The sequence below is a fragment of the Streptomyces sp. CRCS-T-1 genome, from assembly GCF_024442335.1.
Lineage (GTDB): Bacteria > Actinomycetota > Actinomycetes > Streptomycetales > Streptomycetaceae > Streptomyces > Streptomyces koelreuteriae.
Genome location: NZ_CP101651.1, coordinates 958,806 through 977,613, shown reverse-complemented (window position 1 = coordinate 977,613; position 18,808 = coordinate 958,806). Strand labels below are relative to the sequence as shown.

Below are 18,808 nucleotides of genomic sequence, written 5' to 3'. Positions count from 1 at the left end.
GCCCTCTCGTGAGCACCGAAGCGTACGTGTACGACGCGATCCGCACCCCGCGCGGCCGCGGCAAGGCAGGCGGCTCCCTGCACGGCACCAAGCCCATCGACCTGGTCGTCGGACTCATCCACGAGATCCGCGCCCGCTTCCCCGGCCTCGACCCGGCCGCAGTCGACGACATCGTGCTCGGCGTCGTCGGCCCCGTCGGCGACCAGGGCTCCGACATCGCCCGGATCGCCGCCATCGCGGCGGGCCTGCCCGACACGGTGGCCGGTGTCCAGGAGAACCGCTTCTGTGCCTCGGGTCTGGAGGCCGTCAACCTGGCCGCCGCCAAGGTGCGTTCCGGCTGGGAGGACCTCGTCCTCGCGGGCGGCGTGGAGTCGATGTCCCGGGTGCCGATGGCCTCCGACGGCGGCGCCTGGTTCAACGACCCGATGACCAACCTCGACGTGAACTTCGTGCCGCAGGGCATCGGCGCCGACCTCATCGCCACCATCGAGGGCTTCTCCCGGCGGGACGTCGACGAGTACGCGGCCCTCTCCCAGGAGCGCGCGGCCACCGCCACGAAGGACGGCCGCTTCGAGAGGTCCGTCGTCCCGGTGAAGGACCGCAGCGGCCTCGTCGTCCTCGACCACGACGAGTTCCCCCGCCCCGGCACGACCGCCGACAGCCTGGCGGGGCTCAAGCCGTCCTTCGCCGACATCGGCGCACTCGGCGGCTTCGACGCGGTCGCGCTCCAGCAGTACCACTGGGTGGAGAAGATCGACCACGTCCACCACGCGGGCAACTCCTCCGGCATCGTCGACGGCGCCTCGCTCGTCGCGATCGGCTCCAAGGAGGTCGGCGAGCGCTACGGCCTCACCCCGCGCGCCCGGATCGTCTCCGCCGCCGTGTCCGGCTCCGAGCCCACGATCATGCTCACCGGCCCCGCCCCCGCCACCCGCAAGGCCCTCGCCAAGGCCGGACTCACCATCGACGACATCGACCTCGTCGAGATCAACGAGGCGTTCGCGGCGGTCGTGCTGCGCTTCGTCAAGGACATGGGCCTGTCCCTGGACAAGGTCAACGTCAACGGCGGCGCGATCGCCCTCGGCCACCCCCTCGGCGCGACCGGCGCGATGATCCTCGGCACGCTCGTCGACGAACTGGAGCGCCAGGACAAGCGCTACGGCCTCGCCACCCTGTGCGTCGGCGGCGGCATGGGTGTCGCCACCATCGTCGAGCGCATCTGACCCCCTCCCGACGGATCACACGGAGCACCTCCACATGAGCACTGAATCCACCACCATCCGCTGGGAACAGGACCGCACCGGCCTCGTCACCCTCGTCATCGACGACCCGAACCAGTCCGCGAACACCATGAACCAGGCGTTCCGCGACTCGCTCGCCGCCGTCACCGACCGCCTGGAGGCCGAGAAGGACTCCATCCGGGGCGTCATCATCACCTCCGCCAAGAAGACCTTCTTCGCCGGCGGCGACCTGCGCGACCTCATCCGCGTCACGCCCGGGACGGCCCAGGAGCTGTTCGACGGCGGCATGGCGATCAAGCGGAACCTGCGCCGCATCGAGACCCTCGGCAAGCCGGTCGTCGCCGCGCTCAACGGCGCTGCCCTCGGCGGCGGTTACGAGATCGCCCTGGCCTGCCACCACCGCGTCGCGCTCGACGCGCCCGGCTCGAAGATCGGCTGCCCCGAGGTCACCCTCGGCCTCCTCCCCGGAGGCGGCGGCGTCGTCCGCACCGTCCGGCTGCTCGGCATCGCCGACGCCCTGCTGAAGGTCCTCCTCCAGGGCACCCAGTACAGCCCGCGCCGCGCCCGGGAGAACGGTCTCGTCGACGACGTCGCCGAGACCCAGGAGGAACTGCTCGCCAAGGCCCGTGCCTTCATCGACGCCAACCCGGAGTCGCAGCAGCCCTGGGACAAGCCCGGCTACCGCATCCCGGGCGGCACGCCCGCCCACCCCAAGTTCGCCGCCAACCTGCCCGCCTTCCCGGCGAATCTGCGCAAGCAGACGGGCGGCGCCCCCTACCCGGCGCCGCGCAACATCCTCGCCGCCGCCGTCGAGGGCTCCCAGGTCGACTTCGAGACCGCCCAGATCATCGAGGCCCGCTACTTCGTGGACCTCGCCGCCGGACAGACCTCGAAGAACATGATCCAGGCCTTCTTTTTCGACCTCCAGGCCGTCAACTCCGGCGCCAACCGGCCCAAGGGCATCGAGCCCACGAAGGTCCGCAAGGTCGCCGTCCTCGGCGCCGGAATGATGGGCGCGGGCATCGCCTACTCCTGTGCCCGCGCCGGCATCGACGTCGTTCTGAAGGATGTCTCCCTGGAGTCGGCCCTCAAGGGCAAGGGCTACTCCGAGAAGCTGTGCGCCAAGGCCGTCGCCAAGGGCCGTACGACCCAGCAGAAGGCGGACGCGCTGCTCGCCCGCATCACGCCCACCGCCGAGGCGCAGGACCTGGCCGGCTGTGACGCCGTGATCGAGGCCGTCTTCGAGGACACCTCCCTCAAGCACAAGGTGTTCCAGGAGATCCAGAACGTCGTGGCGCCCGACGCGCTGCTGTGCTCCAACACCTCCACCCTCCCCATCACCGCACTCGCCGAGGGCGTCGAGCGCCAGGGCGACTTCATCGGACTGCACTTCTTCTCGCCGGTCGACAAGATGCCGCTCGTCGAGATCATCAAGGGCGAGCGCACGGGCGAGGAGGCCCTGGCCCGCGCCTTCGACCTGGTCCGGCAGATCAACAAGACGCCGATCGTCGTCAACGACTCGCGCGGCTTCTTCACCTCCCGCGTCATCGGGCACTTCATCAACGAGGGCGTCGCCATGGTCGGCGAGGGCATCGAGCCCGCGTCGGTCGAGCAGGCCGCGGCGCAGGCCGGCTACCCGGCCAAGGTGCTGTCCCTGATGGACGAGCTGACGCTGACGCTGCCCCGCAAGATCCGGGGCGAGACGAAGCGCGCCGTGGAGGAGGCGGGCGGCACCTGGACGGCCCACCCCGCCGAGGCCGTCATCGACCGCATGGTCGACGAGTTCGGCCGCAGGGGCCGCAGCGGCGGCGCCGGCTTCTACGACTACGGCGACGACGGCAAGCGCGCCTCGCTCTGGCCGGGACTGCGCGAGCACTACACCAAGCCCGGATACCAGATCCCGTTCGAGGACATGAAGGAGCGCATGCTCTTCTCCGAGGCGCTGGACACCGTCCGGCTGCTGGAGGAGGGCGTGCTGACCTCGGTCGCCGACGCCAACATCGGCTCGATCTTCGGCATCGGCTTCCCGGGCTGGACCGGCGGCGTGCTCCAGTACATCAACGGCTACGAGGGTGGCCTGCCCGGATTCGTGGCACGCGCGCGTGAACTCGCCGAGCGCTACGGCGACCGGTTCACCCCGCCCGCGCTGCTGGTGGACAAGGCGGAGAAGGGGGAGCGGTTCAGCGACTCAGCCCGGGGCTGACTCGTCCGAAGGCTCCGTGAGCCACTCGCCCAGCTCTTCCTTCAGCGACCGCTGAAAGGCCGTGAGGAGCGCCTGCACCACCAGGGGGTGCATGTGCGCCGACAGGGACCGCACGTCCCGGGCGTCACGCTCCGCCACCTCGCCCCGGAAGAGCTGGGAGAGTTCATGGGCGGCGGCGCGCGCGTGTTCGATGAGAACCGTGCGCGCCGCGAAGATCGCCTCCTGAGAGAGCGGCACGTCCAGCAGCCCGACGCCCAGCCGGAGCAGACCGAGGTCGGCCTCGTACCCGACGTCCCCGGGCCTGACCACGCCCATCGCGACCAGCCGCTCGACGTCCTCGGCGCCGAGCGGCCGCCCGGCCCGCCGCTCCAGTTCCCGGTGTGTGACCGTCTCGACGGTGTCCGGCGCCCAGGAGGCCACCACGGCCCGGTGGATGGCGAGGTCGTGCGGGCTCAGATCCGGCGGTAGTTGGCGCAGATAGCGCTCGATGCCGGAGAGTGTCATGCCCTGTCGCTGCAACTCCTCGATCAGCGCCAGCCGGGCCAGGTGGTCCCGTCCGTAGTGCCCCACGCGCCGGGGGCCGAGCACCGGCGGCGGCAGCAGCCCCTTCGTGCCGTAGAAGCGGACCGTGCGCACCGTGACACCGGCCCGGGCGGCCAGCTCGTCGATCGTGAGGGTCGGCTCCTCGGTGTCGGTCGTCATGTGCAGCAGTATCGCTGTCTCACCGGTGCTGTGAAACCTCCGGCGGCCGAGGTGAGGATCGTGTGAGAAGTAGCGCTCTGTGACGTATGACACCGCGTGAGTCGCTCTCCGTGGGGGAAGGTGGCCCCTTGGTCTGTGCCTTTACCGAGGGCGCAGACCTTATGTACGTCCGGACAGCCGAGCGGGACCCGCTCGGGCGCACCAGAGAAGTGGATCCACCGTGAGCAAGGACGCCGTGAACACGGCAGCAGCCGCATCCCGCAGCGACGCGGCCCAGGTGCCCGCGGACGCGGGTGACGCCGGCTACAGCAAGGACCTCAAGCCCCGCCACGTCAACATGATCGCCATCGGCGGCGCGATCGGCACCGGACTCTTCCTGGGCGCCGGCGGGCGGCTGCACAATGCCGGCCCGGCGCTGGCGATCGCCTACCTGGTGTGCGGCGTCTTCGCCTTCTTCGTCGTCAAGGCCCTCGGTGAGCTCGTGCTCTACCGCCCCTCCTCGGGCTCCTTCGTGTCGTACGCGCGCGAGTTCCTCGGGGAGAAGGGCGCCTATGTCGCCGGCTGGATGTACTTCCTGAACTGGTCGACCACCGGCATCGCCGACATCACCGCGATCGCGCTCTACACGCACTACTGGAGCCTGTTCACCGACATACCCCAGTGGGTGCTCGCGCTGATCGCCCTCGCGGTCGTGCTGGCCGTGAACCTGATCTCGGTGAAGATCTTCGGCGAGATGGAGTTCTGGTTCTCGATCATCAAGGTCGCCACGCTCGTCGGCTTCATGTTCATCGGCATTTTCCTGCTCGCCACGCAGCACAAGGTGGGCGGGCAGACGCCGGGCATGAGCGTGATCACGGAGAACGGAGGCGTCTTCCCGAACGGCCTGATGCCCGTCGTCCTGGTCATGCAGGGCGTGATCTTCGCGTACGCCGCGCTGGAGCTGGTCGGTGTCGCCGCGGGTGAGACCGCCGAGCCGGAGAAGGTCGTCCCGCGCGCGGTGAACTCGATCATGTGGCGGGTCGGTCTCTTCTACGTCGGCTCGGTCGTCCTGCTGGCCCTGCTCCTGCCCGGCTCGGCCTACTCGGGCGACCAGAGCCCCTTCGTCACGGTCCTGTCGAAGATCGGCGTGCCCGCGGCGGGCGACGTGATGAACCTGGTGGTCCTCACGGCGGCGATGTCCTCCCTCAACTCCGGCCTCTACTCCACCGGCCGCATCCTGCGCTCCATGGCGATGGCCGGCTCGGCCCCGAAGTTCACGGCCCGCATGAACCGCAGCCAGGTCCCCTACGGCGGCATCCTGCTGACCTGCGCGGTGTGTGTGCTCGGCGTCGGCCTGAACTACCTGGTGCCGGCCCAGGCCTTCGAGATCGTGCTGAACGTCGCCTCCCTCGGCATCATCAGCACCTGGGTGATCATCATGGTCTGCCACCTGGTCTTCGTCCGCCGCGCCAAGGCGGGCCTGCTCGACCGCCCCACCTTCCGCCTCCCCGGCAGCCCGTTCACGGAGATCACCACCATCGTCTTCCTGCTGGCCTGCCTCGGCATGATGTGGAACGACCCCGAGGTCGGCCGCAAGACCCTCCTCCTCGTCCCCGTGATCGCGGTCATGCTGATCGCGGGCTGGTTCGGCATCCGCCGCCGGGTCTCCGCGACGGCGGACCAGGAGCTTTCGCAGTTCACGAAGTAGCGGGCCGGGGCCGTTGTCAGTGGCCGCGTCTACGGTGGCGTCATGTCGGGGATCAAGTATGTCCGGGGTGACGCCACCGTTCCGTCGGTGAAGGGCGTCAAGATCATCGCCCATGTCTGCAACGACATCGGGGGCTGGGGCAAGGGCTTCGTCATGGCGATATCGCGCCGCTGGCCCGAGCCGGAGCAGGCGTACCGGGCCTGGCACCGAGAGCGCGCGGCGAACGACTTCGGGCTCGGCGCGGTGCGGTTCGTGCAGGTCGAGCCGTATGTGTGGGTGGCCAACATGATCGGCCAGCGCGGCATCAGGACCGGCAGCAAGGGCGTCCCCGTCCGCTACGAGGCGATCGACACGGCCCTCGGCTCCCTCGCCGGCAAGGCCGCCGAGTTGGGCGCGTCCGTGCACATGCCGCGCATCGGCTGCGGTCTGGCCGGCGGGAAGTGGTCCCGTGTCGAGCCGCTCGTCGAGGAACGGCTGGTGCGACAGGGGATACGGGTGACGGTGTACGACCACGGGGACTGAGGCGAGGCGGCGCGGACCGGCTCAGCCCTGCCCGTCGAAGCTCCGTACCAGGCACTCGGTCAGACGTTCCGTGATCGACCCGTCCGGATCCAGCCGGGGGTTGAAGATCGCGACGTCGAGGCCCACCGCTCCGCCGTCGGAGAGTGCCGTGCGCAGGACGGTTTCCAGTTCCTGCCAGGTCAGGCCGCCCGGGAGTCGGTAGTCGACGGCGGGCATGGCCGTGTCGTCCAGTACGTCGACGTCGAGGTGGATCCAGTAGCCGGTGTCGGTCAGCAGCCCGACCGCGCGCCGGGCCGCCTCGGCCGCCCCCTGGGCACGCACGGTGGCCAGGTCCATCGCGTGCAGTGCGGACGGCAGCGGCTGCATGCCGTAGGACCCGGAGTCCTCCGCGTCCCGGAAGCCCAGGGCGACGACGTCCTCGTCGCGTACCAGGGGGCCACGGCCCTCCAGCTCGGTCAGGACGCGGGGGCCGCGCCCGGTGGCCAGGGCGAGTTCCATGGAGGCCGCCTCGCCGACCGGTTCCGCCGACGGCTGGTAGAAGTCGGTGTGCCCGTCGAGGAAGAGCAGCCCGTGCCGGTCCCGGCGGCGCAGCGCGAGGAGGTTGCCGAGGAGCACGGTGCAGTCGCCGCCCAGGACCAGAGGGAAGCGGCCGTCGTCGAGGACCGCGCTGACCGCGTCGGCCAACGCGACGGAGTACCCGGCGATGCCGCCCGGGTTGAGCACCCCGGTGTCCGGATCTCGCTCCGGGTCGTACGCCGGCGGCTCCACCCGGCCCGCCCGCACCGCTCCCAGCCCCTCGGCCAGCCCGGCCCCGAGCAGCGCCGCGGGCAGTTCCTCGACCCCGGTCGGACGCAGCCCCAGCACGGACGGCGCCTCGATGATCGCCACATCCCGCACGGCCGGCTCCCTTCACCCGCCGGCCGACGCGCCGCCGGGCCCATACGCCTCACGCGCATGGGCCCACCGTAGACCGCCGTACGGGAACAGGCGCGTCAGTGCTCGTGCCCACCGCTCCCGTGCCGCGCGTGCTCGTGCGCCCCGTTCGTCGCGGCGATCTTCTTCCACGACCTCGGCTGCGACACCGCCTCGCCCGCCTTCGCCACGGACGCGGTCCGGGCCGCCGCCGACGCCGGCTTGGACGCCTCGAACAGCCACGTGTCGAAGAGCGCGGCCAGGGGCTTCCCGGACACCTCCTCGGCATAGCGCCGGAAGTCGGCGACCGACGCGTTGCCATGGGCGTACTTCTTCGGCCAGCCCTTGAGGATCGCGAAGAACGCCTCGTCACCGATCGCGTTGCGCAGCGCCTGGACGGCCAGCGCGCCCCGGTCGTAGACCGCCGCGTCGAACTGGTTCTCCGGCCCCGGGTCCCCGGGCTTCACCGTCCAGAACTCGTCGTCCGCCGGATGCGAGGCGTACACGTAGTCGGCGAGTTCCTGCGCCGTCCCCTCGCCCTCGTGCTCGGACCACAGCCACTGCGCGTACCGCGCGAACCCCTCATTGATCCAGATGTCCTTCCAGCGCTTGAGCGACACGTCGTCCCCGTACCACTGGTGGGCGATCTCATGGACGACGAGGGACACGTTCGACCCGTTCGCGAACTGCCGCGGGCTGTAGTACGGCCGGGTCTGCGTCTCCAGGGCATAGCCCGTGGTGGTGTTCGGAACGTATCCGCCGAGCGCGTTGTAGGGGTACGGCCCGAAGTACCCGGACAGCCAGTCCGCGATCTCCCCGGTGCGTTCGATGCTCGCTCGTGCCGCGCCGGCGTGGTCGCCCAGGTCCTTGCTGTAGGCGTTGAGGACCGGAATGCCGCTCTCGGTCGTGCCCGTCGTGATGTCGAACTTCCCGACCGCGAGCGTGGCGAGGTACGTGGCCTGCGGCTTGTTGGAGCGCCAGTTCCAACGGGTCCAGCCGAGGCGTGAACTCGTCGACTGGAGCGTGCCGTTGGAGATGGCCTGCGTACCGTCCGGAACCAGTACGGACACGTCGTAGGTGGCCTTGTCGAGCGGATGGTCGTTGCTCGGGAACCACCACGCCGCGGCCTCGGGCTCGTTCGCCGCGACCCCGCCGTCCGGGGTGCGGTGCCAGCTGGTGAAACCGTAGGCCCGCTTCGACGACGGCACCCCGCGGTAGCGCACGACGACCGTGACGGACGCGCCCTTGGCCAGCGGTGTCCTCGGCGTGATCTCCAGTTCGTGCTCGCCCGACGTCCTGAACGAGGCCTTCGCGCCGTTGACGCGCACCTCGCCGACGTCCAGCAGGAAGTCCAGGTTGAAGCTCGACAGCTCCTGTGTGGTGCGGGCGACGAGGGTCGCCGTGCCCTCCAGTTCGTCCGTGACCGGCTGGTACTTCAGCCTCAGGTCGTAGTGGGAGACGTCGTATCCGCCGTTCCCGTAGGCCGGGTAGTAGGGGTCGCCGATACCCGGCGCGCCGGGGGAGTGGGGCGCGGCCGACGCCGGGATCGCCAGCAGGAGAACGGCCGCTGCCAGGGCTCCCGGCGCGATGATTCTGCGGTGCACGCAAGGCTCCAAGTCGTAGGTCCCGAAAGCTGTCCGGAGCCTATTGACTCCCTGTGTCACTAGTCATGTCCATGGTCCCTGCTGTCACACGATCGCCATTCGGCCGACATGAGGCACCCGCCCCCGGGCCTTCCCGGGACACGCCGGTCCGTCAGCTGCCCTCTTCTGAACAGGAGTTCACCGATGTAGCGTCCGGCGCATGCCGAAACGCACGCGCTTCACGACCTGGAGACCGCTCGCGACGGCGGCCACCGCCGCCCTCTTGGCCACCCTGCTCACCCCGGCCGCGGCCCAGGCCGCCCCGCGCGGGAGCGAACCCGTCTACTCGTACGACAAGGCCGTCCGCGAGGCCGTCTGGGTGGACACCGGACTCGACGGCGACGGCGACGGAAAGGCCGACCGGGTCGCCGTCGACATCGTCCGCCCCCGCGAACCCGCCCGGCAGGGCCGCAAGATCCCCGTCATCATGGACGCCAGCCCGTACTACTCCTGCTGCGGGCGCGGCAACGAGAGCCAGCGCAAGACGTACGACGCGAACGGCGACGTCGTGCAGATGCCGCTGTACTACGACAACTACTTCGTGCCCCGCGGCTACGCCTTCGTCGGCGTCGACCTGGCCGGAACCAACCGCTCCGACGGCTGCGACGACGTCGGCGGCCGCTCCGACATCCAGTCGGCCAAGGCCGTCGTCGACTGGCTGAACGGCCGCGCCAAGGCCTATACGACCCGCACCGGCGCCACCCGTGCCAAGGCCGGCTGGACCAACGGCCGCACCGGCATGATCGGCAAGAGCTGGGACGGCACCATCGCGGGCGGCGTCGCCGCCACCGGCGTCAAGGGCCTGAAGACCATCGTCCCGATCAGCGCCATCTCCTCCTGGTACGACTACTACTTCCAGCAGGGCGCCCCGCTCTACGACTCCGGCCCCGAGTGGCTGTCCGACTACGTCAACAGCCCCGACGCCCGCGAGAAGTGCGCCGCCGTGCAGCAGAAGCTCGTCGACGGGGCCCCGCGCACCGGCGACTGGACCCCGCTGTGGACCGAGCGGGACTACGTGAAGAACGCGAAGAAGGTCAGGGCCAGCGTCTTCCTGATCCACGGCATGCAGGACCTCAACGTGCGCATGAAGCACGTCGGCCAGTGGTGGGACGCCCTCGCGCAGCACGGCGTCGACCGCAAGATCTGGCTCTCCCAGACCGGCCACGTCGACCCCTTCGACTTCCGCCGCGCCACCTGGGTCGAGACGCTGCACCGCTGGTTCGACCACGAACTCATGGGCTACGACAACGGCATCGACCGCGAGCCCATGGCCGACATCGAACGCCACCCCGACCAGTGGAGCACCTCCGAGGTCTGGCCCCCGTCCGGCACCCGGGCCACCACCCTGCGTCCCGACCGGGGAGCCCAGCCCGGCGTCGGCACTCTCGGCCTGCACCGCGGCCACGGCACCGAGACCTTCACCGACGACCCCGGGCTGAGCGAGACCGACTGGGCCGCCGGCATCGACAAACCGACAGTGGAGAAGGCCGGTTTCGCCACCGGGCCGCTCAGCCGCGGCCTGCGCCTGTCCGGCTCCTCGAAGGTCACCGTCACCGCCACGCCCTCCACCCCGACGGCCCATCTCTCCGCCGTCCTCGTGGACATCGGCCCCGACACCATCCGCGACTACGCCGACGCCGGCGAAGGGATCACCACCCTCACGAACCGCACCTGCTGGGGCGCGAGCACCGCCGGCGACAGCTCCTGCTTCAAGGAGGCGAAGGCCAAGACCGCCGACGTCGACTACACGGTCGTCAGCCGCGGCTGGGCCGACCTCGGCACCCACGCCTCGGCCGGCAAGGGCTCACCGCTCACCCCGGGCAAGCGGTACACGATCACCCTCGACCTGGCGGCGACCGACCACATCGTCCCGAAGGGCCACCGGCTGGCGCTGATCGTCGCGGGCACCGACAAGGGCCTCATCGACCCTCCCGCCGACACACCGAAGCTCTCGCTCGACCTCTCCCGCACCTCGGCCGACGTGCCGTTCGTCGGCGGAACCGCCGCCTTCGCCCGCGCCACCGCGGGTGCCGCGCTCACCCCGCCCGTCGCCGCACTCCTCGACGGCGTACGGGAACCGCGCACCGCCCACCGCGTCCCGGAGGGAACCCCGTGAACCGCGTCCGCGTCCTGACCCTGACCGCCGCCCTCGCCGCCTCCCTGGTGGCCGTCCCCGCCCAGGCGGCCTCGGCCGGCGACGCCCCGCCGCGCACCGGCTTCGAGCGGACCGACGGCGCCCGCTGGACCACCCAGCCCGAGGAGCAGGACTTCCTCAGGGCCGTCGACCGCTCCAGCGGCCGGGTCTCCCTGACCCGCTTCGGCACGACGAAGCAGGACCGCCCGCTCCAGCTCGTCAGGATCGGCACCCGGCCGAGCCCGAACAAGGTGCTCCTCGTGTGCAGCCAGCACGGCGACGAGCCCTCCGGCCGCGAAGCCTGTCTCACCACCGTCCGTGATCTCGCCCACGCCCGCGACAGCCGCACCCGGCGCTTCCTGGACCACACCACCGTCCTCGTCGTGCCCACCGCCAACCCCGACGGCCGGGCCGCGAACACCCGCGGCAACAGCGACGGCGTCGACATCAACCGCGACCACCTCGCCCTCGAGACCGCCGAGGGCCGCGCCCTGGCCGCGCTCATCCGCGACCAGCGCCCCGACATCATCTACGACCTGCACGAATACGGAGCAACACCCCAGTACTACGACAAAGCGCTCTTCGACCTCTGGCCGCGCAACCTCAACACCCACGACGCGGTCCACGGCGAGGCGAAGACCCTCTCCGAGGCCTACGTCCGCCCCGCGGCGCAGCGGGCCGGCCACACGACCGGCACCTACGGCATCTGGACCGACCCCGAGACCGGCGAACCGATCAAACAGGTCGCCGGAGACGGACAGGAGCGCATTCTGCGCAATATGTCCGGTGTAAAGCACTCGGTCGGGCTGCTCATCGAGAGCCGGGTGGACCCGCTCACCGAAGCGGAGAAGGCGGACGAGGCGCTGAACAACCGGCGCCGGGTCACCTCCCAACTGGACGCCCTCAAGGGTCTGTTCGGGTACACCGAGCAGCGCCGGGACCGCATCGAGGCGACGACGGACAAGGCCCGGCTCGCCGGCTACACGGCCACCGGCCCCGTCTACGTCGGCGGCGCCGACAACGACGTGCCCGAACCCGCCGAGGTGATCCAGGACCCGCCCTGCGGCTACCGGCTCACCGCCGCGCAGTACGCCGAGGTCGGCGACGAACTGGCACTGCACGGTGTGCGCGTACGACGGGACGCCGAGGGTGTGCTCGTACCCCTGCGCCAGCCCCTGCGGGCGCTCGTCCCGCTGCTGCTCGACAAGCGGGCCACGTACCACCTGACGGAGACCGAGTCCGAAACGCAATGTTGAAAGGGGTGTAATCGCGCCACACGTGGTAGGGGCGTTACGGAGGATTTACCTTCCTCCTACGTTCAATGAAAGGTGCCGCCAGTGACACACGACCGACCAAGCGAGAACGATCCCCAGGGGGGAGGCGCGCTGCCGGGTTCGGAAGCCGGCCTCCCCGGTCAGGAGGGGCCCCAGACCGACCGGATCGTGTTCGGTGTCACGGCGGCTCTCACCCTCGCCTTCGTGATCTGGGGCGCCACGGCGACCGACTCGCTCGAATCCGTCTCCTCCAGCATGCTCAGCGGGCTGATGCACAACGGCGGCTGGGCGTTCATGCTCGCCGCCTCCGGCTTCGTCGTGTTCGCCCTCTGGCTCGCGATCAGCCGTTACGGCCGTATCCACCTCGGTGCGGAGGGTGAGGAGCCCGAGTTCCGCACGGTGTCCTGGGTCGCGATGATGTTCAGCGCGGGCATGGGCATCGGCCTGATGTTCTACGGCGTGAGCGAGCCGCTGTCGCATTACTCGACGGCCCCGCCGGGCACCGACCCGGCCGACTCCGGCGAACGCATGGAGACGGCCATGGCCACCACCCTCTTCCACTGGACGCTCCATCCCTGGGCGATCTATGCCGTGGTGGGCCTCGCCATCGCCTACAGCACCTTCCGCAGGCGGCGCCGCCAGACCATCAGCGCCGTCTTCACCCCGCTCATCGGCAAGAAGCACGCGAACGGCTCCGCCGGCCGCGTCATCGACATCCTCGCGATCGTCGCGACCATCTTCGGCTCCGCCGCGTCCCTGGGACTCGGCGCGCTCCAGATCGGCTCCGGTGTGCAGGAGCTGAAGTGGATGGACAAGGTGAGCACCGGGCTGCTCGTCACGATCATCGCGGTGCTGACCCTGGCCTTCGTCGCGTCGGCGATCTCCGGTGTGGAGAAGGGCATCCAGTGGCTGTCCAACACCAACATGGTGCTGGCGCTGGTCCTCGCCCTGTTCGTGTTCGTGGCGGGCCCGACCATCATCGTCCTCGACCTGCTGCCGACGTCGGTCTTCGCCTACCTCGGCGACCTGCCCCAGCTGGCCGGCCGTACGGAGGCCAGCGGCGGGGAGGGCGTCGCGGACTGGCTGGGCAGCTGGACCGTCTTCTACTGGGCGTGGTGGATCTCCTGGACGCCGTTCGTCGGCATGTTCATCGCCCGCATCAGCCGGGGCCGGACCATCCGGCAGTTCATCGGCGGCGTCATCCTCGTGCCCAGCACGGTCAGCCTGATCTGGTTCGCGATCTTCGGCGGCTCGGCGATGAAGCTGCAGGAAGAGGGCAGGCTCGGCAAGGAGGCGACCGCGGAGGGGCAGCTCTTCGACGTGCTGCAGCAGTTCCCCATCGCCACCGTCACCAGCCTGCTGGTGATGGTCCTCGTCGGCATCTTCTTCGTCTCCGGTGCGGACGCGGCGTCGATCGTCATGGGAACGCTCTCGCAGAAGGGCGCGCTCGAACCCGGCCGCCTCGTGGTGGTGTTCTGGGGCGTCGTCACCGGTGCGGTGGCCGCGATCATGCTGCTCGTCGGCAGCGGCTCGGGCGACGCGCTGACAGGTCTGCAGAACCTCACCATCCTCGCGGCGGCGCCGTTCGTCGTCGTGATGACCTTCATGTGCGTCGCCCTCATGCGCGACCTGCGCCGCGACCCGGTGATCGTGCGTGAGCAGATGGGCTCCGAGGCCGTCGAGATGGCCGTCATGGAAGGCCACACGAAGTACGACGGCGACTTCGAGTTCCGCGTCGGCCCGGGCCGAGGCCCGGACGTCGAGGGCGACCCCATCGGCAAGCACTGACCCGAGCGCCCGCCCTACCGGATGCCCCCCGACCGGGGCGTCGGAGCCCTCACAGCTCCGATGCCTTCGGCCGGGGGCATCCGGCTTTGGCGGCCCGGGCGTACTTGGCCGGGGCACTGCGGGCTCCACGCCCCCGGGCCCTTGCCCGCACCCGCGCGGGCACCCTTGCGGCTGGTGCGGCTGGTGCGGCCGGGCCGAGGCCATTCGGGCCGAGTGGCCCGTCCGCCCGGCCCCGCGCCCGTCCGCCCGGCCCCGCGCCCGTCCGCCCGGCCCCGCGCCCGTCCGCCCGGCCCCGCGCCCGTCCGCCCGGCCCCGCGCCCGTCCGCCCGGCCCCGCGCCCGTCCGCCCGGCCCCGCGCCCGTCCGCCCCGCCCGGCGGCGTCCACCCCGCGCCCCTGCTGGCGGCGGTCAGCCGCGCAGCGACCCGTCGTCTCCGTCGCACACCAGCCGCGCCGCCTCCTCCGCGCACCCCCATGCCACCGTGACGCCCGCGCCGCCGTGGCCGTAGTTGTGTACCAGGAGGCGGCCGTCCGGCAGGGCGTCGCGGTGCAGGCGGACCGCCGGGCGGGTGGGGCGGAGTCCGACGCGGTGTTCCAGGACGCGGGCGGCGGTGATCTCCGGGCGTAGGGCCGCGCAGCGGCGGATGATCGCCTCGGCCGTCGCGGGGTCGGGCTCGGGGGACCACGCGTCCTCCTCCGCCGTACCGCCGAGGACGAGCCCGCCCGGCTGCGGAAACAGGTACGCGTAGTCCCCGGCCGCGTCGGTGGAGACGAGCCATTCGTCGATCCCGGGGTTCTCCACGACCACCAACTGCCCGCGCACCGGCCGCACGGACGGATCCGGCACCAGCTCCCGCGCCCCCAGCCCCGTGCAGTTGACCACGACCGGGGCGTCGGCCTCCGCGAACGAGGACACCGTACGAGCCTCGACCACCCCGCCAGCCGCTATGAACCGCTCCCGCAGCCACGGCAGATGAGCCGGCATGTCGATCAGCGGCAGCCGGGCCCGGACGCCCGTCCCCGCGTACTCCCCGGGAGTGGCCGTCCGCAGCCCCGGCACCCGCCCCGCCAGCCACCCGCCGACCTCGTCGAGACGGGTCTCGCCCAGTACCCCTTCGACCAGGCGTACGCCGGTCGCTCCGGGCCGCGCCGCCAACTCCTCGTAGATCTCCAGCGACCGCAGTGCCCACTCACGCGCGAGCGCGACCGGCTCGATCCGGTAGGGCCACCACAGCGCCCCCGCGACCGCGGAGGTGGTCGCCTCGACGGCGTCCCGCGTCCACACCCGCACCCGCCGCCCGCGTTCGGCCAGCACCACCGCGGTCGTCAGCCCGACGACCCCGCCACCGACCACCACGATCTCGTCACTTCGTTCGCCCGCCATCCCGGGACCGTAGCGGAATGTGTCATGCCGTGCTCACATCACGCGCAGTATGGGGATACTCACAGTATGTGTGCCGCATACGCGACCTTCGGCCTGGCTCCCGCGATGCGGGCCGGCGGAGTTCTCCACGACGGTGGTTACCAGGTCCACCGGGACTTCGTGGACTTCATCGTCGACGGACGCCCGCTGCTGTTCCGGCTCTCCGACCTCGACGCGGTCTCCCCGCTCGCCTCCGACGTCCCGCCCGCCATCTTCACCGCACAGGTCCGCAGCCTGCTCCTGGAGAGCCCGGCACCCCTGCCCGACGGCCGCTACGTCGTCTACGGCTGCCCCGAGTGCGAGGACCTGGCCTGCGGAGCCGTCACCGCGGTCATCCGGCAGGACGGCGAGGACTTCATCTGGCGGGACTTCGCCTGGCAGACCGACGAACACGCCGACCTCGACCTCAACGGCTACCACGGCATCGGCCCGTTCCGCTTCCGCGGCGCCGAGTACCGCACCGCTCTGAACGCCCTGCTGAACGGCTCCGCCCCCGACACCCGGCGCCGCGTCCTGCTGATCGGCGCCCGCGTCGCCGTCCTGGCCAAGCTCGCCGCGGCGTTACGCACCATCGGCGTCGGGGCCGACATCGCCCACGACGCCGACGGAGTGCCCGCCGACGAGTTGCGCGCCTACGGAGCCGTCGCCTTCGGCCACGCGATCGGAGAGCGGGACCGCGCCGCCGTCCGCCGCGCCTTCGAGGAGGCCGAGGTGCCCGTCGCCTACGTCGACGGACTCGCCCCGATCGTCCCCCTCCTCGTCGCCCAGATCGAACACGCCCTGGACCAGGGACCGGTGGCGCGGCGCCGTCTCACCGGCCTGACCGCCGCCGACGGCGGGGCCGACATCGAGGTCACCTCCGCCTGCCGGGTCACCCTCACCGCGTACCGCCTCGACCGGCTCTCCCGCACCCACACCCACGACGTCTTCGACGGCGTCCTCGAACCGGGCCGCCACCGCGTCGCCCTCGACGCCGGAGCGGTGAAGGGACGGTCCTACATCGTGGCGCGCACCTCCGGAAGTGTCCTGGTGACGGCGGTGACCCACTGAGCGGCCCAGTAAAATCGGCGATCTGATGACTGCCACCCTCGTCGCCAAGAACCTCGCCGCCGGCCACGGCGACCGCTCCCTGTTCACCGGGCTCGACCTCGTCGTCGCGCCCGGCGATGTGATCGGCCTGGTCGGAGCCAACGGCGCCGGCAAGTCCACCCTGCTCAGGATGCTCGCCGGACTCGTCGCACCCGAGCAGGGCGAACTGCGCCTGTCCCCGCCGACCGCCACCGTCGGACACCTCCCGCAGGAACCGGAGCGCCGGCCCGGCGAGACCGTCCGGGCGTTCCTGGCCCGCCGCACCGGAGTCGCCGAGGCCCAGCGGACCATGGACGAGGCGACCCAGGCCCTGGTCGACGGCGCCCCCGGAGCCGACGACGCCTACGCCACCAGCCTGGAGCGCTGGCTCGGCCTCGGCGGCGCCGACCTCGACGAACGCGCCGAGGAGGTCGCCGACACCCTCGGCCTCGCGATCGACCTGGACCAGCCGATGACGTCCCTGTCCGGCGGCCAGGCCGCCCGCGCGGGCCTCGCCTCCCTGCTGCTGTCCCGCTACGACGTCTTCCTCCTCGACGAGCCGACCAACGACCTCGACCTGGACGGCCTGGAGCGCCTCGAACGCTTCGTGAGCGGCCTGCGCGCCGGCACGGTGGTCGTCAGCCACGACCGCGAGTTCCTCACCCGCACCGTCACCAAGGTCCTCGAACTCGACCTCGCCCAAGGGCAGATCAACCTCTACGGCGGCGGCTACGACGCCTACCTCGAGGAACGGGACGTCGCCCGCCGGCACGCCCGCGACGAGTTCGAGGAGTACGCCGACAAGAAGGCGGCCCTCCAGGACCGCGCCCAGACCCAGCGGTCCTGGATGGACAAGGGCGTGAAGAACGCGCGCCGCAAGGCGGGCAACGACAACGACAAGATCGGCCGCAAGTTCCGCAGCGAGGCCAGCGAGAAGCAGGCCGCGAAGGCCCGCCAGACCCAGCGCATGATCGAGCGCCTGGACGTCGTCGAGGAGCCGCGCAAGGAGTGGGAACTGCGCATGGAGATCGCGTCGGCCCCGCGCTCGGGCGCCGTCGTCGCGACCCTGCGGGACGCCGAGGTACGCCGCGGCGACTTCGTCCTCGGCCCGGTGTCCCTCCAGATCGACTGGGCGGACCGGGTGGCGGTCACCGGCGCGAACGGCGCCGGCAAGTCCACACTGCTCGCCGCCCTGCTCGGCCGCGTCCCCCTCGACTCCGGGCACGCCGCGCTCGGCTCGGGTGTCCTGCTCGGCGAGGTCGATCAGGCCCGCAAGCTGTTCCACGGCCAGGAGGCCCTGCTCGACGCCTTCCGGGCGGCCGTCCCCGACACCGAACCGGTCGAGATCCGCACCCTCCTGGCCAAGTTCGGCCTCAAATCGGAACACGTCCTGCGCCCGGCGGCGACCCTCTCCCCGGGCGAGCGCACCAGGGCCGCCCTGGCGCTGCTCCAGGGCCGGGGCGTCAACCTCCTGGTCCTCGACGAGCCGACCAACCACCTCGATCTGCCCGCCATCGAGCAGCTGGAGTCGGCCCTCGACGCCTACGAGGGCACGCTCCTGCTGGTCACACACGACCGCCGCATGCTGGACGCCGTCCATGTGACACGCCGCCTGGAGGTCGCGGACGGCAAGGTGACCGAGCGCTAACGCGCCGTCAGACGGTCGGCGAGGGAGGGGTAGTCCACGACGTACCCCTCCTCGTCGACCTCCAGGTCGCTGCGGAAGTCACCTGAGGCGAAACGGACCCGCCCGGGCCCCAGATGCGTGTACGTCTGCCGCGACGGCCGCACCGTCAGGTCCGGCACCGACACCCAGGCCATCAGGAACTCCCGCTCCCCGGGTGCCTGATGAAGCCCGTGCCGCAGCACCGGCATGGTGTTGGTGAGCGGACACAGCCCGAGATCGCAGTCGAGAGCGCCGTCGACGTCGGGGAGCGGCTCACCGTTCGCGGTCCATCGGCCGTCACCGTCGTGGAGCAGATCGAGCGAGCGGGTCCCGTCGGCGGACTCGGTGGTCACCCGCAGCCGACGGGTCACGAAGCGATCAGCGGTGTCGAGTTCGTACGTGACCCAGTACGGCTCGGGCACGGTCCCGACAGCCCGCCCACGCGCCCGCAACAGGCCGTCCCCTTGCTCGGCCCAAGCGGTCTCGAACCCCTGACTCGCGGACACTTCCCAGGTGATGGCACGCATCCAGCCACCCTAGAACGGAA

Annotated in this window: 14 protein-coding genes; 9 read left to right on the top strand and 5 right to left on the bottom strand. The window is 71.1% G+C overall.

From position 1 onward, the window contains the following. Positions 1 to 8: 8 nt before the first annotated feature. Together NNW99_RS04385 and NNW99_RS04380 are read left to right on the top strand one after the other, a co-directional pair. Positions 9 to 1,223, top strand: coding sequence for an acetyl-CoA C-acetyltransferase (locus tag NNW99_RS04385; protein ID WP_215117333.1), 1,215 nt, complete (start codon positions 9 to 11; stop codon positions 1,221 to 1,223). A gap of 34 nt (positions 1,224 to 1,257) precedes the next feature. Continuing rightward, positions 1,258 to 3,444 (top strand): 3-hydroxyacyl-CoA dehydrogenase NAD-binding domain-containing protein, encoded by a 2,187-nt coding sequence (locus NNW99_RS04380; RefSeq protein WP_215117331.1) that lies wholly within the window; start codon positions 1,258 to 1,260, stop codon positions 3,442 to 3,444. On the opposite strand, the gene NNW99_RS04375 is transcribed toward NNW99_RS04380, so the two are convergent. Then, positions 3,430 to 4,146: a MerR family transcriptional regulator gene (locus tag NNW99_RS04375; RefSeq protein WP_215117329.1), complete on the bottom strand. Its 717-nt coding sequence runs from the start codon at positions 4,144 to 4,146 to the stop codon at positions 3,430 to 3,432. The genes NNW99_RS04380 and NNW99_RS04375 overlap by 15 nt on opposite strands. A gap of 220 nt (positions 4,147 to 4,366) precedes the next feature. On the opposite strand from NNW99_RS04375, the gene NNW99_RS04370 reads away from it, so the two are divergent. Together NNW99_RS04370 and NNW99_RS04365 are read left to right on the top strand one after the other, a co-directional pair. Further along, positions 4,367 to 5,833, top strand: coding sequence for an amino acid permease (locus NNW99_RS04370; protein WP_215117327.1), 1,467 nt, complete (start codon positions 4,367 to 4,369; stop codon positions 5,831 to 5,833). A gap of 42 nt (positions 5,834 to 5,875) precedes the next feature. Further along, complete coding sequence (locus NNW99_RS04365) at positions 5,876 to 6,355, top strand: macro domain-containing protein (protein WP_215117325.1); 480 nt, start codon at positions 5,876 to 5,878, stop codon at positions 6,353 to 6,355. 21 nt (positions 6,356 to 6,376) lie between these two features. Here the strand turns inward: NNW99_RS04365 and NNW99_RS04360 are convergent, their stop codons facing one another. After that, positions 6,377 to 7,252: an arginase family protein gene (locus NNW99_RS04360; protein WP_215117323.1), complete on the bottom strand. Its 876-nt coding sequence runs from the start codon at positions 7,250 to 7,252 to the stop codon at positions 6,377 to 6,379. A 95-nt stretch (positions 7,253 to 7,347) separates the two neighbouring features. Then, positions 7,348 to 8,871, bottom strand: a complete 1,524-nt coding sequence (locus NNW99_RS04355; protein ID WP_215117322.1) for a M1 family metallopeptidase — start codon at positions 8,869 to 8,871, stop codon at positions 7,348 to 7,350. Between the two features lie 199 nt (positions 8,872 to 9,070). Here NNW99_RS04355 and NNW99_RS04350 point away from each other — a divergent pair, with 199 nt between their 5' ends. The 3 genes from NNW99_RS04350 (at position 9,071) to NNW99_RS04340 (ending at position 14,106) form a co-directional block, all read left to right on the top strand. Further along, complete coding sequence (locus tag NNW99_RS04350) at positions 9,071 to 11,026, top strand: Xaa-Pro dipeptidyl-peptidase (protein ID WP_215117320.1); 1,956 nt, start codon at positions 9,071 to 9,073, stop codon at positions 11,024 to 11,026. Further along, the gene (locus tag NNW99_RS04345; RefSeq protein WP_215117318.1) at positions 11,023 to 12,300 is read left to right on the top strand and encodes a M14 family metallocarboxypeptidase; all 1,278 of its coding nucleotides are present in this window, start codon (positions 11,023 to 11,025) and stop codon (positions 12,298 to 12,300) included. Before NNW99_RS04350 ends, NNW99_RS04345 begins: the two co-directional genes overlap by 4 nt. Positions 12,301 to 12,381: 81 nt before the next feature. After that, positions 12,382 to 14,106, top strand: a complete 1,725-nt coding sequence (locus NNW99_RS04340) for a BCCT family transporter (protein ID WP_215117316.1) — start codon at positions 12,382 to 12,384, stop codon at positions 14,104 to 14,106. Between the two features lie 407 nt (positions 14,107 to 14,513). Here NNW99_RS04340 and NNW99_RS04335 read toward each other — a convergent pair whose 3' ends face one another. Continuing rightward, the gene (locus tag NNW99_RS04335; RefSeq protein ID WP_215117314.1) at positions 14,514 to 15,488 is read right to left on the bottom strand and encodes an FAD-dependent oxidoreductase; all 975 of its coding nucleotides are present in this window, start codon (positions 15,486 to 15,488) and stop codon (positions 14,514 to 14,516) included. A 66-nt stretch (positions 15,489 to 15,554) separates the two neighbouring features. On the opposite strand from NNW99_RS04335, the gene NNW99_RS04330 reads away from it, so the two are divergent. Then, complete coding sequence (locus NNW99_RS04330) at positions 15,555 to 16,577, top strand: oxidoreductase (protein WP_215117312.1); 1,023 nt, start codon at positions 15,555 to 15,557, stop codon at positions 16,575 to 16,577. A gap of 25 nt (positions 16,578 to 16,602) precedes the next feature. Beyond that, on the top strand, positions 16,603 to 18,243 hold the full coding sequence (locus NNW99_RS04325) for an ABC-F family ATP-binding cassette domain-containing protein (protein ID WP_215117310.1): 1,641 nt from the start codon (positions 16,603 to 16,605) through the stop codon (positions 18,241 to 18,243). Here the strand turns inward: NNW99_RS04325 and NNW99_RS04320 are convergent. After that, complete coding sequence (locus NNW99_RS04320) at positions 18,240 to 18,788, bottom strand: putative glycolipid-binding domain-containing protein (protein ID WP_215117309.1); 549 nt, start codon at positions 18,786 to 18,788, stop codon at positions 18,240 to 18,242. The genes NNW99_RS04325 and NNW99_RS04320 overlap by 4 nt on opposite strands. Positions 18,789 to 18,808: the final 20 nt, after the last annotated feature.